We start from the raw sequence: 13,204 nt of genomic DNA, 5'->3' as shown, positions 1-13,204 counted from the left end.
GGACTCTCACATCTCGGCGTATGGCCGTAGTGCGGTCGTACGCAGTCTGACCTGGTGGTTCCGGATGTCGAAGCGGCGCCCCGAACCACCCATCACACCCACACCAGGACTTGTGCTGCCAGGCGGTTCAGAGCCGTTGTGCACGGTGGAGGAGGGTGTGCAGTCCGTAGGGCCGCAGGGCGGCTCGGGCGGCGTTCGCTCCGGGGGCTCCGTGGACTCCTCCGCCGGGGTGGGCGGCCGCGGAGGCGAGGTAGAGGCCCTTGACGGGGGTCTCCGGGCGGCCGGTGCCGGGGACGGGGCGGAAGACGGCCTGTTGGTGCAGGGCGGCGGTGCCGTTGTTGATGGCGCCGTTGTGGAGGTTCTCGTTCATGGCCTGGAGGGTGGTGGGGGCCAGGATCCGGCGGGCGAGGATCCGGGTACGGAAGCCGGGCGCGAACCGCTCCACCTGGGCCTCGACGCGGTCCGCCATGGCTTCCTGTTCGCGAGCGTCCCAGCGGCCGGTCATGCGGTCGGGACCAGCGTCGGAGGTGATGCGCTGCGGGACATGGGTGTAGGCCCACGCCGACTCCGTGCCGGCGGGTGAGCGGCTGGGATCCGCCGTGGTCATCTGTCCGAACAGGGCGAACGGCTCGTCGGGGACCTGTCCCATGGCGAGCTGCGAGGCGAACCGGGTCAGGCTGACCATGCCGTCGGCCACGTGGACCGTCCCCGCACCGGAGGCTTGCGGGGCCGTCCACGGCACCGGGCCGGTCAGCGCCCAGTCGACCTTGAAGGTCGCAAAATCCCACTGGAAGCGTTCCAGGTCCCGCAGGAGTCGGGAGGGAAGGTGTTCCTCGCCCACGAGCTCGCGGTACAAGGCCGGCGCCGACGTGTCCGCGAGCACTGCGCGCCGCGCATTCACGGTTTCCCCACCAGCCGTCCGGACGCCCACCGCCCTGCCACCCCGTACGACGACGGACACCGCGCGCTCCCCGCACCGCAGGACGCCCTCGCGGTGCAGCAGCCGGCTCACGAGCGCCGCGGTCAGGGCGGCGGCACCGCCGACGGGGACCGGGAAGCCGTGGCTCTGTCCGAGCATCGACATCAGCCAGCCGAATCCGCCACTGCCCACCGCCTCGGGAGCCAGGTCGGCATGCAAGGCGTTCCCGGCCAGCAGGAGCCGTCCCCCCTCGCCCCGGAACTCCTCGTCGCCCAGGCGGCGCACCGGCAGGGCCAGGTTCCGGACCAGCCGCAGTCCGCCCGCGGCCCGGAGTTTCGCCGCCAGACGGAGCCCGGAGCGGACCGGCGGGAAAGGCGTGAACATGGCCTGCACCAGGTCCTGCCCGACACGGCTCCACGCCTCGTACATGTCCCGCCAGGCATCACCGTCACCCGACGCGAACTCCTCCAGCCCCGATGCGGTCTCCTGGACGCGGCGCTCCAGCACGGCGCACCTCCCGTCCCTCAACGGGTGGGCCAGCACGCGCGGGGCATGGCTCCATCGCAGCCCCTCCGCGGCGAGATCCAGGCGGGCCAGGACCGGAGACACGGCAGCCAGCGGGTAGAAGGCGCTGAAAAGATCGGAGACGTAATCGGGATGGACGCCACGGTCGCTGCGCACGGCGCCGCCAGGCTCCTGCTGCGCCTCCAGGACTTCCACGCTCCACCCGGCATCCACCAGCAGATTCGCCGCCACCAGCCCGTTGGGCCCGGCGCCGATCACCACCGCGTCAGGCATGGCGGGCCCCGGCGTGATCCTGCTCGGGATCCCGTTCCACGAGCCTGGCCAGGCGGGCCAGCATGCCCCGGTGCCGCAGCAGGAACAGCGCTTCACTCGCGGCGTTGTGGAGCGTGCCTCCCAGGCCGCGCAGGGGGTGCTCGTCACAGATGACGAGGGTTTCCTCCTCGCCCCACGGCCTGAGCTGGAGGAAGATCCGCGCAGTGCCCAGCTGCTTGAACGAAGCTTCCAGCTCCAGCTCACTTCCGGATTCCCGGTGCCGGACCGTCGTCACCCCGTCGGCCGACCAGGGCCCCAGCCGCACGGTGTAGCGGAGCCTGGATCCGACGGCTGGCCAGGTCTGGTCGAGCGGCACGGACTCGGAAGGCCCCACCACCCAGTCCCCGTAGCAGGCCGGATCTGCCAGCACCGCCCATACCGCGTACGGGGGACGCCGGATCAACTGATGGTGGACGGCCATGGAGGGGCCCCTTCCACGAGAACGGTCGATGTGCCGCACAGCCCTGTCACGCGGCACTGGGAGGGCCTGCCCGCGTTCGCACTGGCGCTTCCACAGGGCTGGGACACTCGGGCACATCTGACGTCTTCATCCGCAATGCGGTGCCACGGCCATGGTGCACGTACTCGAATGCCCTCGCATCTCACCCAGGCCAGAGGAGTCTCCGTGGAAGGTGCGCCTCGGCCTCCATCGGCAAACTCCGTCTGTTCCTGTCCGACCGGTACCGAAGCAGCGGCCTCGACCGAGCACCGGTCAGCACGCCACCTGCCGTTTTACGATGCCGTTGAGAACGGCCTCGGGCGGTAGTACCGGAGGGCAGATGGCGGAGCAGATCCGGAAGCCCAGAACGGAGACGGGCCCGGACGCCGCCACGGCAGCAGGCGGTGGGACTAGCCGGTCTTTCGTCCGCCCCCGATAGCGACATGGACCGGTTCGCCCGGCTGGTGACACGTCTGCTTCGCGTGCGCGTGCCCTGACACGCCGTCCGGTCTCGTCGCCCACGTCACAGCCCGTTCGCCACGCGGGGATCAGCACTGATCATTTTCATGCGCCGCCCGAGGCCGCTCCGCGACGGCGGCGGGACTGGTGGGACACCCGTGACGCCGGTCGTCTGACGCATCGACCATCGCACAAGGGATGAATGTTGGATAAATGGGGACTCGGAGGAGGTATCTCCCCCTCCCACAAGGAGCCTGTGCCCATGTCCACCGGAATGTTTCTGACGATCATCATTGCGATCGTGGTGGTGCTCGCCCTTGCTGCTGTAGCGGTAGCGCTCATGGCGCGACGCCGTCACCTCCGTGATCGCTTCGGCCCGGAGTACGAACGGACCGTCGAGGAGTCCGACGGCCGGCGCGCCGCCGAGCGTGAACTCAGGGAACGCGAGAAGCGGCACGATGCACTGGACATCAAACCGCTCCCCCCGGTCTCGCGTGACCGCTACACACGGGAATGGAGCAGTGTCCAGGAGGAGTTCGTGGACCGGCCGCAGGACGCGGTGCACGACGCGGACCAGCTGGTGACCTCCCTGATGCACGACCGCGGCTACCCGACCGAAGGGTTCGACCAGCAGATGAAGGACCTCTCGGTGGAACACGGGCGCACCCTCGAGCACTACCGCGCCGCACACGAGGTGGAATCCCTCAGCACCCACAGTCAGGCGACGACCGAGCAACTGCGGGGTGCCATGGTGCACTACCGTGCGCTGTTCGACGAGTTGCTCACCGACGGCGGCCGAGCACAACCCACCCACTCCTGACGCCGGCCCCGACCCGGCATGGAGGAAACACCATGCACAGCAACGACGACACGGGCCGCACGACCGGCGGCCTGACCACCGAGGATCTCGCACAGCCCTCCGGCGCCACCACCGGGACGCCCGGAGAAACAGAGGGAGCCTCCGGCAGAGCCCCGATGTACCCAGGTGAGAGTACCGCGACGCCGCAGACACGGAACCTGGCCGACGAGGCCGACGGGGACCGGTCCGCTGCCGGATCAGACGCGCCAGCCGCCGCCACGGACGCCGCGCGCACCCCGGACACCTCGGACGACGAAGCCCCGCAACTGCTCACGGAGGCCGAGGACCAGGGCTTCCGTGACCGCTGGCAGAAGACCCAGAACAAGTTCGTGGACGACCCCCGCGAGGCCGTGCACGACGCCGACGCTCTCGTCGCAGACGTCATGCAGACCCTGGCCACCACGTTCGCTCAGCACAAGAAGGACCTGGAGGACCAGTGGGGGCAGGGCGAGCAGGTCGACACGGAGGAGCTGCGCAGGGCTCTGCGTCGCTATCGCTCCTTCTTCAACCGGCTGCTCACCACGTGAGACTCCTTCCGCTGTCCGTCCGACCCGGTCGCCGTCACCCCGGGTCCAGGTCCTCACCCGGTCCACGTCCGCGACCACTGACATGCCGCGGTCCACCGCTGAGGCAGAGGGCGCACCGCTCCAGAAGGGCACCCTCGTCCGACATCATGGCGGCGACGGTCCCGCGCTCTCACCGCAGCGGCGGCAGGGGACCGACAAGGCCGCGTCACGTCCCGGCTGTCGGATGCTGACGCTCGCTCTCGGTCGACTCGTCAACGCCTGCATCTGCATTTTCGTGGGTGGGGGCACCAGTCCGCGGTCTCCCAACGCCCCAACACCCGAGACAACTCCGGACAGGCAGCTTGCGCCCACGGGCACGCCTTGAGCGGCGAGTCCGGTGCCGAGACGTCCAGCGCGATGGGAAGCAGCTGAGGACGGTGACGGATTCAAGTGCAGCCCCCTGCGGTGCGTGGCGTACGACGAGCCGGGTCAGGCGCTGGTTCAGCTCATCGATCTGCCCGGTGAGCTGCTCGACGCGCTCGGCCAGCATGCGCAACGTCAGGTGGGTGGCCTGGGCCACCGCGTCCTCGCCTCCGGGCGCGGCCACTGAGCACGGCCCGGCGTCGATCGGTCCGACTTGCAGGGCAACCGGCGGGTCGAGCGATCGGGCCGGTTCACCTCATGCACCTGGACGTACTGGGCGAGGAGGTAGTGGGACAGGCTCGCTCCGAAGGTGCCGGTGCCCTCCACCCCGGCACGGCGCAACCGTATCCAGGTTGGCGGGCGCAGACGTCAGCCGCCAGCAGCCGGCGGCCGTCACCGGAGAGGATCTGGCGCCCATGACCTTCCCCAGCCGGGGACCGGGGCGGCGACGTGAACCTCGCCGTGCGTGCCCACACCCAGGTCGACCCCACCCCGATTGGGCAAATCCGTGCTCGAGGAGGTGCTGCGCTCTCTGACGGAACCGGCTCTTCAGACGCATGTGCGAGTGCAATCGCAAAGTGGGCGCACCCCGAAAACGTTACAGGGACACGGGCCGCATGAGGCGCCGACCGCATCGTGCCCGACAGCGCAGCCGATCCCATGACGAAGCCGCGCCGGCGCTCTCCGGTGCGGCCTCGTCGTCTCACGGCTCCGCGCATAGCCCCCAGGCGGGGCCCCGCCGTGTCACTCGTCTATCACACAGCCATCACCAACTGGGCGGACCCTCCCGGACCAGCAGGCCCTGACCTGCTATTTCATGCCCGCGCTGGACTGGCGTAGACGCCCCTGGACGGTCTCTACAACCTGTGCCAGGTGGTACCCAGGGACGGGCCCAGGACCAGTACGGGGGCTTCTTCCGGCCCGTCAAAGCGGTATTGCAGGGTATAGGACGTACTCTCACTCACCCGACTCACGCTCCAACATCTCACGGCCGCCCCCATGACGGGGGGTGTGAAGGGACGGGCTGGATCGGGTGTACGCCCTCTCGGGCGACGTACCGTTCGAGGCATCGGACCATCTCGTGTCGGGTCTCACCCTCCTCGATCCGGTGCTCGCCGTAGTCCTGGGTGCGCGAGTCGACCCGCAGACGGGTGAACACGATGCGGTGGAGCACGGCGTTTGCCTGCCGGTCGCCGCCACGGTCGAGGCGGCGGAACTGCCGGCGTCCCCAGGAACGCTCGACCGGACTGACCCCGCACAGCGCGGCCAACGACGCCCCACTGTCGAGCCGTTCCGGGTTGTCCCCCACCGTGATCAGCAGAGTGACCGCCGCGTCCGGACCGATCCCCACCACGTCGAGAAGCTGCGGGGTATGACACTGGACAAGCCGGGCAGGACGCGCCTCCACGTCCCGAGTCTGCTCGGAGCCCCGGCCGATCCGGTTGCGCTGGCCAATCCGCACCGGAACAGCACGGGCTGACATATCCCGGGCACGGATCGGGACGGTGACCGGGATCGGATGGAACGGAAGTCCGTACGGGCCCGCCAGCACCCTGCTGACCGGCTACTTCGCCTGACGCGGATCACCAATGACCGCCATGCGCCACTTCCCTCATGAGCTGTTTCACCAACGCTTGTTGGTTTTTTCGGGGCTCAGTCAAGCGGTGGGCCCCCGGCCGCCTCGCACGCCACCCTTGGGCGGCAGCGCCCCCGTGCCTCCCGATCGGCGACGGCGGGACGGTGACTCGACAGGCCCCCTCGCGCGTCGGCAGCCGAGAATCGAATTCCGCGGCATATGCATTCGGGGCGGTTCAGTGAAGAATGAAATGCCTAGCGTGTTCGAATTCACGCCCTATTCACTTTCTTCACGGAATGTAATGCGCACATTGAGGCGGCGAGGTCCGTTCTCACAGTTCCCCCCAGTAAGAAGGTGAGGCAACGAAACGGGCGATTAACTGACGTGTAGCCGACAGGAATCGTCGCCTCTGGTCAACTCCTGGTTACCGCCGTTCACACACAGCGTCAGGAGGGGCCATGTCCTTCTTCGCCAGGGCGTCCTGGCCAGGAGACCATCGCGACGAGATCGTCGCCGGAACGCTCGTCGCGGCGGTGATCGTCGTGCTCGGCTACGCCTCGGGCATCGGCGCCCCGGCGGCGACGACCATCAGCACCGCCGCTCCTCCGGTGGCCGGGGCTCCGTCCGCCTCGCCCGGTGCGTCGGACGATTCCGGGGTCAGTAATTCAGGGGTCGGCGAGTCCGGTATTTCTGTCGGTGGGGCGGGATCCGGCTCTGCGGGGGATTCCTGGCCAGGAGGCGGTGACGCCGGAATTCCGCCGGTCGCCGAAACGCCGCCGCCCAGCGGGCGGAGCGGCGAGGGAACGGCTGCCGGAGGCGGCGGACAGGAGTCGGCTCCCGTCCCGTCCGGCTCGGTATCAGATGCGCCCACTCCAACCCCCTCTCCCACTCCGTCGAACGGCTGCCAGGAGGGTGAAGCACACCTGGTGCGGCCGCTCTTGAACGGCGTGATCACTTCGGTGACCGGCCTGCTGGACGGTCTTCTCGACGGGGGCTCCTCCGGCGTCACGGCCTCCCCGTCACCGTCGTCCTCTCCTTCGCGGTCCACCTCCTCGGCCGCCGGGCTGTCGTCGGTGTGCGTCGGCGTGGCGGCCTCGCCCTCGGCCCTCACGGGGGTGCTCCCGTGAGACGCCGCCTCCCCTTCCTGCTTCTCGCCGCGCCGGCCGCGGTCGCCGCCCTGTTCCTCGCCGCGCCGGCCGCGTCGGCACACACCGAGCTGGTCTCCTCGGCGCCGAAGAACGGCGCACGGATCGCGCGCACCCCAGCCGAAGTCCGGTTGGCCTTCAGTGAGCAGGTCGACCTCGCGGACGTCCACGTCACCGCGGGCGGCAGGCGGCTGGCACTGTCCCGTCCGGCCCGCGGCGACGCCAAGGGCAATGTCGTCGAGGTCTCCGTCCCGAAGACCACGGACAGGGACCGTCTCACCGTGGTGTGGCAGGTGCGCGACATGGAAGACGGCCACCCGACGTCCGGGACCCTGTCCTTCACACTCACGACGAAGGCCGAGGAGTCCGGCGCGGCCGGAGCGGGCACCCAGGCCGCGCCGCAAGGGTCCGAGTCGGTACGCACGGCCTGGACCGTGACCCGCTGGGCCGGGTATCTCGCCCTTGCCCTTTATGTCGGCGGGCTGGCATTCCTGGCACTGCTCTGGCCGCAGGGCGCCCACGACCGGCGTACCCGCCGGATCCTCACGCTGTCCTGGACGGCCGGGCTCGCGGCGAGTCTCCTCGCGCCGGGGCTGCAGGGTGCGTACGGCGTGATGGGCGCGCTCGGAGACGTACTGAAGTCCTCCACCTACACATACCTGTTGGGCACCGAAGTCGGCGTCGTCGCCGCATGCCGGGTGCTGATGTGGGTGCTGGCCGTGATCGTGCTGGCCGGGCTGCTCCAGGGTGGTGAGCGGACCACCCGGTCGCCCGGCTGGCGCGTCGGTGCCCTCGCCGTCGCCCTCGGACTTCTGCGGACCACCGGCATGACCGGCCACAACGCCGAGGGCACGCACCCGGGTTGGGGCGCGGTGGCCGACCTGGTCCACCTACTGGGCGTCTCGCTCTGGCTGGGCGGCCTGACCCTGCTGCTGTTCGGCGTGCTGCCCCGGCGCCGGCCGGAGGAGCTGTCGGCCACCGTGTCCGGCTACTCCACGCTGGCCGGGGTGTCCGTCGCCGCGATCGCCTTCGCCGGAGCGGTCCTGACATGGCAGATCGTCGGTTCCTTCGGCGCCCTGGTCCACACCGGCTACGGGCAACTGCTGCTGCTCAAACTCGCCGTACTGGCCGTTGTGCTGCTGATCGCCCAGGGCAGCCGCAGCTGGGTGAAGACGCGGCTTGACATCGCCGTGCTGCTGCGCGGTGACCGAGCCACCGTACGGCCCTTCGTCTACTCGGTCGCGGCCGAGACGGGGCTCGTCCTCGTCGTCCTCGCCGCGACGAGCGTGCTGGTCACGTCCGCCCCAGGGCGCTGACCGGCGATCCCTGCACCACCCCTCTCACCCTGCAAGGGAGACGCACCACCATGCACACCGAAGACACCACCACTCCCCCGCCGCGCCACCGCCGCTCCCGGATGGGCAACCGAGTGCTGCTCGCCACCGGCGCAGGCGCCGGCATCGCGGCCGTCGCCTGTCTCGCTCTGCTTCAGGCGTCGAGCGGGTCCGCCGCGCCCGCCACGGCCGCACCGGCGGCCGACGCCCACGCGATGACCTCCATGGACCAGGCGCAGCCCGCCGCTGCCCAGGCCAAGGCGGCCGACTACACCATCAAGATCACCAACTACAAATTTGCCCAGCCGGCCCTGACCGTCAAGGTCGGCCAGACCGTGAAGTGGGTCAACGAGGACACCGCTCCGCACACGGTCACCACCACCAGCGGTCCGGCCAAGTTCGACTCCGGCACGCTGAACAAGGGCGACAGCTGGTCGTACACCTTCACCAAGGCCGGAACCTACAAGTACTACTGCGCGGTCCACCCGGACATGACGGCCTCCATCACCGTGGTCGCCGACAGCGGGGGCAGTGGCGGCAGCACCGGAGGTGGTGCCGGAGGTTCCACGGGCGGTTCGACCGGTGGTTCGACGGGAGGCTCCACGGGCGGTTCGACAGGCGGTTCCACCGGGGGGTCGACGGGCGGCTCCACCGGGGGGTCTACGAGCGGTTCCACCGGGGGCAGCACAGGCGGTTCGTCCGGCGGCTCCAGCGGCGGTTCGACCGGGGGGAGCAGCGGCTCCGGCGGTATGGGCGGCGGCAGCGGTGACGGCGGCGGCGAGCAGTGCGTCAGCATCCAGCAGGTCCTGCTGCCCATCCTCCAGCACATCGACAAGGCCCACCTGGAGGAGTCCCCGGGCCAGCAGGTCCAGGACGCGCTCCAGCTCGACAGCTACATCAAGATGCACACGGCCTGGCTCGAATCGATCCTCACCCCGGCCGTGAACGGCACCGGCTCCGTGGCCGACAGCACGCTCACGGTCATCCTCCAGCACGTCACCTCCGCGCATCTGGAGGAGTCCCTCGGCCAGCAGGTCACGGACATCCTCAACCCCGACCAGTACGTGAAGACGCACACCGTCTGGGCCGAGCACCTGCTCGCACCCACCACGAACTACCTCACCAACTCCTGCTGACCCTCGGAAGAACGTGGCGGGCCGGCCGAGTCACAGTCGGCCGGCCCGCCACCGCAGGCCATTGTCCCCCGTCCCCTCGTCATGTCGAGGTGCCCGAATGAGCACTCAGACCCTGCCCACAGCGCCCCACCCGCCGACCGATCCGGTTCCCGCCCGGTTGCCCCGCCCCGGCACCTACACGGCGGGCGACCGCTGCCTCATCGAACTCACCACCCGCCTCGGCCCGTTGGTCACCATGCGCCGCCGCCTCACCGCGGACGAGGCCGCGCTGACCGTCGCGCCGTCAGCGTCCGACACCGTCCTCAGCCTGAAACTGACCGGTGTCGCGCTCGGCGGCGACGAGCTCACCTTCGTCAGCACCGCCGTCGAGCCCAAGCCCGAGGCCGACGACGCCCGGCTGCGCATACCCGGCGCACTCGCCACCGGCGACCCGACCGCCTCCTCCATCCCGGCCACCCTCACACTGCGCGTCGTCGACCGCACCGACGACAGCCTCCTCGTCCTCGGCACCGTCCAGGTCCCGTACGGCCATCTGCGTCGGGCCACCGGCCTCGCCCTGTCCCGCATCCGCCCCGCAGACCGACTGCGTCTACTCGTCGCCGCGGAGTTCACATGTCCCGCCTGACCACGTGCATCCCGCGGATCCTGCTCGCCGCTCTCCTCTCCACGGGCGCCGTCACCTTCCTCGGCGCTCCGCAGGCGAGCGCCGCCGGCCACCAAGTCGTCATGTCCGGCTACGCGTTCGCCCCACGCTCCCTGACCATCACCGCCGGGGACACCGTCACCTGGGTCAACCAGGACCAAGCGCCACACGACGTGAAGACCACGTCCGGCCCTGCGTCGGTCCACTCCCCGATGCTCAACAAGGGCGGCACCTGGAGCTATACCTTCACCACTGCGGGAACGTACGGCTACGTCTGCACCGTGCACCCCGGCATGACCGCCCAGCTGATGGTCCAAGCCGCCGCCACCCGGAAGTCGACCACCGCGGCACCCGCCCACCAGCACAGCAACCCCTCGGGCCCCACCCGGACGGCTGACCGGCGCACCCCTGCCCGGGGCACCGCGTCCACGCACCCGCACAACACCGCGTCGGCGGCCGCCGTACCGACCCCGTCCAGCAGTGCGCCCTCCCGTGCTCAGAGCACGGGGCCCACCCTCCAGACGCAGGTCCCGGCAGCCGCCGACAGCGCCGCATCCGCCCGGCCACTCGACCCGCTGCTCGTCCTGGCGGGCGTCGTCGCAGGGGTCGCTGTGCTGTGCCTGCTGCTCGTCGGCTCCCGCTCCGCGGCCGCGTCCGGAGCTCCCCCGACGGCTGACGGCGAGGCGGACGGGAAGTGAGCACGGCGCCAAGTGCGGCGCTTCCCGATGCCGGTCGGCGTTGTCACCACAAGAGGCGGCTGCGCCAGGCTCACCCCCTGGCCAGGTGGTGGCAAGCTCCAGTGCCGGCTGTTGGTGTCTCCGTTGACGACGGCGCCCCAACGGCAGACCTGAGAGATCAGGGCCGTGGCGGCTCCCCGGATCAGTATCTGATTGAAGACGGGAATCTCCATTGACTTGCCTGCAGATCGCGGCGGCGCTGCTGGAAATTGTTTCCGCTGATGCGGCCGCGTGGCAGCTCAAAGGGTCACCGCGATCCTCGAAAGCGGTGAGCCCGAGTACAACGGGGCCGTCAGCACGGGCAACAATCCCTCCCGACAGCACGGGCAACAATCCCTCCCGACCGGCCACACGGCGAAGCCCCACCAGAGACCGGCGGGGTTTCGCCGTGCTGGACGCCCCTATAACGGGGGGGTTGGCAGACACCGTCCTGACCAGGTTGAAGACCTAGCCGGGCGGCATATCGCTTGAGGCATCGGATGCTCTCACGTCTGGTCTTGCCCTCCTGGGTGCGGCGTTCGCCTGCCGGGGATCTCGGGTTGTACGGGGCGCGGCACGGGTTCGCGTGTCATCCCATGTGAAGTGCTGTTCCTGGCCGCCCGTTTCCGTCCTTCGGCAGGGTCACAGCGCCCGGACCAGCCCCCTCACGGCGACAGGCCTCAAAAGCGCCGACAGGATCGTCCCGGCATCCTGCTCGCCGCCGTCACGCCGACCCGGTGGTCTGCTCGGGAGCGTTTTCGATCTTCCACTGTGCCGGGAACTGCGGTAGCACCGCCGCCAGGACGACGGCGACCACCGTCAGCGCGGTGAGCGCGAGCACCGGCACCGTGTAGCTCCCGGTCGCGGTCTGCATCGCGCTGACCAGGAACGGCGACATACCGAGCGACAGGGTGGAGATGGCCAGCGTCAATCCCTGCAGCTGCGCGAACGAGGCGAGGCCGAAGTACCGCGCGATGAGGAAGGGTCCCAGCGACGACTCGGCGCCGGTGGCGAAGCCGAGGAGGATCATCGCGACGAACAGCAGCGGCGTCGAGCCGTGATTCGCGAAGGCGATCAGGAGCCCCACCGGCACCGCTGCGAGCATCGGGACCACCACCCGGGGCCGGTCGGTCCTGTCCAGGATCATCCCACCGATGAGAAGTCCGGCGACCGACGCGACGAACAGCGCGGACAGGGAGAGCGAGACCGTCGTCTCGGTGAATCCGCGCTCGTCGAAGAAGTCGACCGCGTTCTGCCGCACGGCCATCGGGCCGGCTGCCGCCAAGGCGAGGGAAGCCGTGATGGAGATCCAGACCCGTGTCCGGACCGCCGTGCGCAGCGGGACACCCGGAAGCCGTGGCAGCCCTGCTTCGGGCCCCGTCACACGCCGCTTCGTCGGCTCCATCGGCTCTGTCAGTTCCATCGGGCCCATCGGCTCAGTCGGCTCCACCGGCACCGTCGGCTCGGAGATGAGGAACACGGTGGTCGGGATCGCCACGACTGCGATCGCCGCAGCCACGACTAGGTAGGTTCCCTTCCAGCCGAGACCGGCGCTGCCGCTGATCAGCCACTGGAACACGGGTGAGAACACAGCGGCGGCCAGGCTGGAGGCGACGCCGATGAGGGCGAATCCGATGCCCTTGTGCTGCGGCAGCCAGGTCGAGACGACTTTGAAGACGACAGCCAGACCTGACATGAAGCCGAACACGGACGCCAGGATCAGCACGACCGCCAGCACCGGCACGCTGGACCCGCACAGCGGGACGAGGGCCGTCAGCACCGCGTAGAGGACAGCGGAGGGGACAGCGACCCTGCGTGCGCCCAGTCGATCCACCCAACGGCCCGCGAAGGGCAGGACGATCGGTCCGATCAGCAGCGGGATGGAGACGAACACGAGAATGCCGGTTGATTTGGCGACGCCCGTGTCCTTGGCGAACGCCGGCACGATGAACGTCGTCATTGCGGAGAGGCCGGAGGGACTGACCAGCATGAGGAGGAGACAGCCGATCAGCGCCGCCTTGGCGCTCGCTGGTGCCCTCCAGAGGTCGGCGAGGTAGGACTTCCCGCCGGCTTCGGACGAAGACGGGGCGGTGTCGCCCCTCGGCACGGAAGTGGTCATGGGAAAGCCTCCGTTACGGATGCACCGCGGCCCCATTGGCGCGGCGAGCTATTCAGAGGGCGGCTCAATCGGTCATGGGCTGGGGTGGTGACG

At 69.8% G+C, this 13,204-nt stretch carries 12 protein-coding genes and 1 pseudogene; 8 read left to right on the top strand and 5 right to left on the bottom strand.

What is annotated here, in order from left to right:
* Window positions 1–127: 127 nt before the first annotated feature.
* Both ACZ4UV_RS08820 and ACZ4UV_RS08815 read right to left on the bottom strand, forming a co-directional pair.
* Window positions 128–1,717 (bottom strand): phytoene desaturase family protein, encoded by a 1,590-nt coding sequence (locus tag ACZ4UV_RS08820; RefSeq protein WP_467836975.1) that lies wholly within the window; start codon window positions 1,715–1,717, stop codon window positions 128–130.
* Window positions 1,710–2,177 carry an SRPBCC family protein gene (locus ACZ4UV_RS08815; protein WP_451021888.1) on the bottom strand — a complete coding sequence of 156 codons (468 nt, stop codon included), beginning with the start codon at window positions 2,175–2,177 and terminating at the stop codon, window positions 1,710–1,712. Before ACZ4UV_RS08815 ends, ACZ4UV_RS08820 begins: the two co-directional genes overlap by 8 nt.
* Window positions 2,178–2,916: 739 nt before the next feature.
* Here ACZ4UV_RS08815 and ACZ4UV_RS08810 point away from each other — a divergent pair.
* The 3 genes from ACZ4UV_RS08810 to ACZ4UV_RS08800 all read left to right on the top strand — a co-directional run bounded on the left by ACZ4UV_RS08810 (window position 2,917) and on the right by ACZ4UV_RS08800 (window position 4,629).
* Window positions 2,917–3,474 (top strand): hypothetical protein, encoded by a 558-nt coding sequence (locus ACZ4UV_RS08810; protein WP_451021889.1) that lies wholly within the window; start codon window positions 2,917–2,919, stop codon window positions 3,472–3,474.
* Window positions 3,475–3,506: 32 nt separating this feature from the next.
* Window positions 3,507–4,040 (top strand): hypothetical protein, encoded by a 534-nt coding sequence (locus tag ACZ4UV_RS08805; protein WP_451021890.1) that lies wholly within the window; start codon window positions 3,507–3,509, stop codon window positions 4,038–4,040.
* A 448-nt stretch (window positions 4,041–4,488) separates the two neighbouring features.
* Window positions 4,489–4,629, top strand: coding sequence for a hypothetical protein (locus tag ACZ4UV_RS08800; protein ID WP_451021891.1), 141 nt, complete (start codon window positions 4,489–4,491; stop codon window positions 4,627–4,629).
* Window positions 4,630–5,308: 679 nt separating this feature from the next.
* Here the strand turns inward: ACZ4UV_RS08800 and ACZ4UV_RS08795 are convergent.
* Both ACZ4UV_RS08795 and ACZ4UV_RS08790 read right to left on the bottom strand, forming a co-directional pair.
* Window positions 5,309–5,443 (bottom strand): annotated as a pseudogene (locus ACZ4UV_RS08795) (bifunctional 3-oxoadipate enol-lactonase/4-carboxymuconolactone decarboxylase PcaDC); the annotation flags it as partial.
* Window positions 5,428–5,796: a transposase gene (locus ACZ4UV_RS08790; protein ID WP_467836967.1), complete on the bottom strand. Its 369-nt coding sequence runs from the start codon at window positions 5,794–5,796 to the stop codon at window positions 5,428–5,430. The pseudogene ACZ4UV_RS08795 and the gene ACZ4UV_RS08790, both read right to left, overlap by 16 nt.
* Window positions 5,797–6,944: 1,148 nt before the next feature.
* On the opposite strand from ACZ4UV_RS08790, the gene ACZ4UV_RS08785 reads away from it, so the two are divergent.
* The 5 genes from ACZ4UV_RS08785 to ACZ4UV_RS08765 all read left to right on the top strand — a co-directional run bounded on the left by ACZ4UV_RS08785 (window position 6,945) and on the right by ACZ4UV_RS08765 (window position 10,974).
* Window positions 6,945–7,145 (top strand): hypothetical protein, encoded by a 201-nt coding sequence (locus ACZ4UV_RS08785; protein ID WP_351494490.1) that lies wholly within the window; start codon window positions 6,945–6,947, stop codon window positions 7,143–7,145.
* Window positions 7,142–8,479: a copper resistance CopC/CopD family protein gene (locus ACZ4UV_RS08780; protein ID WP_451023108.1), complete on the top strand. Its 1,338-nt coding sequence runs from the start codon at window positions 7,142–7,144 to the stop codon at window positions 8,477–8,479. Before ACZ4UV_RS08785 ends, ACZ4UV_RS08780 begins: the two co-directional genes overlap by 4 nt.
* Window positions 8,480–8,529: 50 nt before the next feature.
* The gene (locus ACZ4UV_RS08775; RefSeq protein WP_467836964.1) at window positions 8,530–9,633 is read left to right on the top strand and encodes a cupredoxin domain-containing protein; all 1,104 of its coding nucleotides are present in this window, start codon (window positions 8,530–8,532) and stop codon (window positions 9,631–9,633) included.
* Window positions 9,634–9,730: 97 nt separating this feature from the next.
* Window positions 9,731–10,258, top strand: coding sequence for a hypothetical protein (locus tag ACZ4UV_RS08770; protein WP_467836963.1), 528 nt, complete (start codon window positions 9,731–9,733; stop codon window positions 10,256–10,258).
* Window positions 10,246–10,974 (top strand): cupredoxin domain-containing protein, encoded by a 729-nt coding sequence (locus ACZ4UV_RS08765; RefSeq protein WP_467836962.1) that lies wholly within the window; start codon window positions 10,246–10,248, stop codon window positions 10,972–10,974. The genes ACZ4UV_RS08770 and ACZ4UV_RS08765 overlap by 13 nt, the downstream gene beginning before the upstream one ends.
* 742 nt (window positions 10,975–11,716) lie before the next feature.
* Here ACZ4UV_RS08765 and ACZ4UV_RS08760 read toward each other — a convergent pair.
* Entirely contained in the window at window positions 11,717–13,111 is a 1,395-nt protein-coding gene (locus ACZ4UV_RS08760) for an MFS transporter (RefSeq protein ID WP_467836961.1), read from the bottom strand.
* Window positions 13,112–13,204: the final 93 nt, after the last annotated feature.

This window comes from Streptomyces sp. NPDC028289, assembly GCF_055565975.1.
Note: the sequence above shows the minus strand (reverse complement) of the source record. Positions and strands in the feature narration are given on the sequence as shown.

Bases quoted from the DNA above. Each gene is read 5' to 3' on its own strand.
- ACZ4UV_RS08760 (WP_467836961.1), bottom strand. From the start codon at position 13,111: ATGACCACTTCCGTGCCGAGGGGCGACACCGCCCCGTCTTCGTCCGAA.
- ACZ4UV_RS08775 (WP_467836964.1), top strand. From the start codon at position 8,530: ATGCACACCGAAGACACCACCACTCCCCCGCCGCGCCACCGCCGCTCC.
- ACZ4UV_RS08815 (WP_451021888.1), bottom strand. From the start codon at position 2,177: ATGGCCGTCCACCATCAGTTGATCCGGCGTCCCCCGTACGCGGTATGG.
- ACZ4UV_RS08770 (WP_467836963.1), top strand. From the start codon at position 9,731: ATGAGCACTCAGACCCTGCCCACAGCGCCCCACCCGCCGACCGATCCG.
- ACZ4UV_RS08820 (WP_467836975.1), bottom strand. From the start codon at position 1,717: ATGCCTGACGCGGTGGTGATCGGCGCCGGGCCCAACGGGCTGGTGGCG.
- ACZ4UV_RS08810 (WP_451021889.1), top strand. From the start codon at position 2,917: ATGTCCACCGGAATGTTTCTGACGATCATCATTGCGATCGTGGTGGTG.
- ACZ4UV_RS08805 (WP_451021890.1), top strand. From the start codon at position 3,507: ATGCACAGCAACGACGACACGGGCCGCACGACCGGCGGCCTGACCACC.
- ACZ4UV_RS08765 (WP_467836962.1), top strand. From the start codon at position 10,246: ATGTCCCGCCTGACCACGTGCATCCCGCGGATCCTGCTCGCCGCTCTC.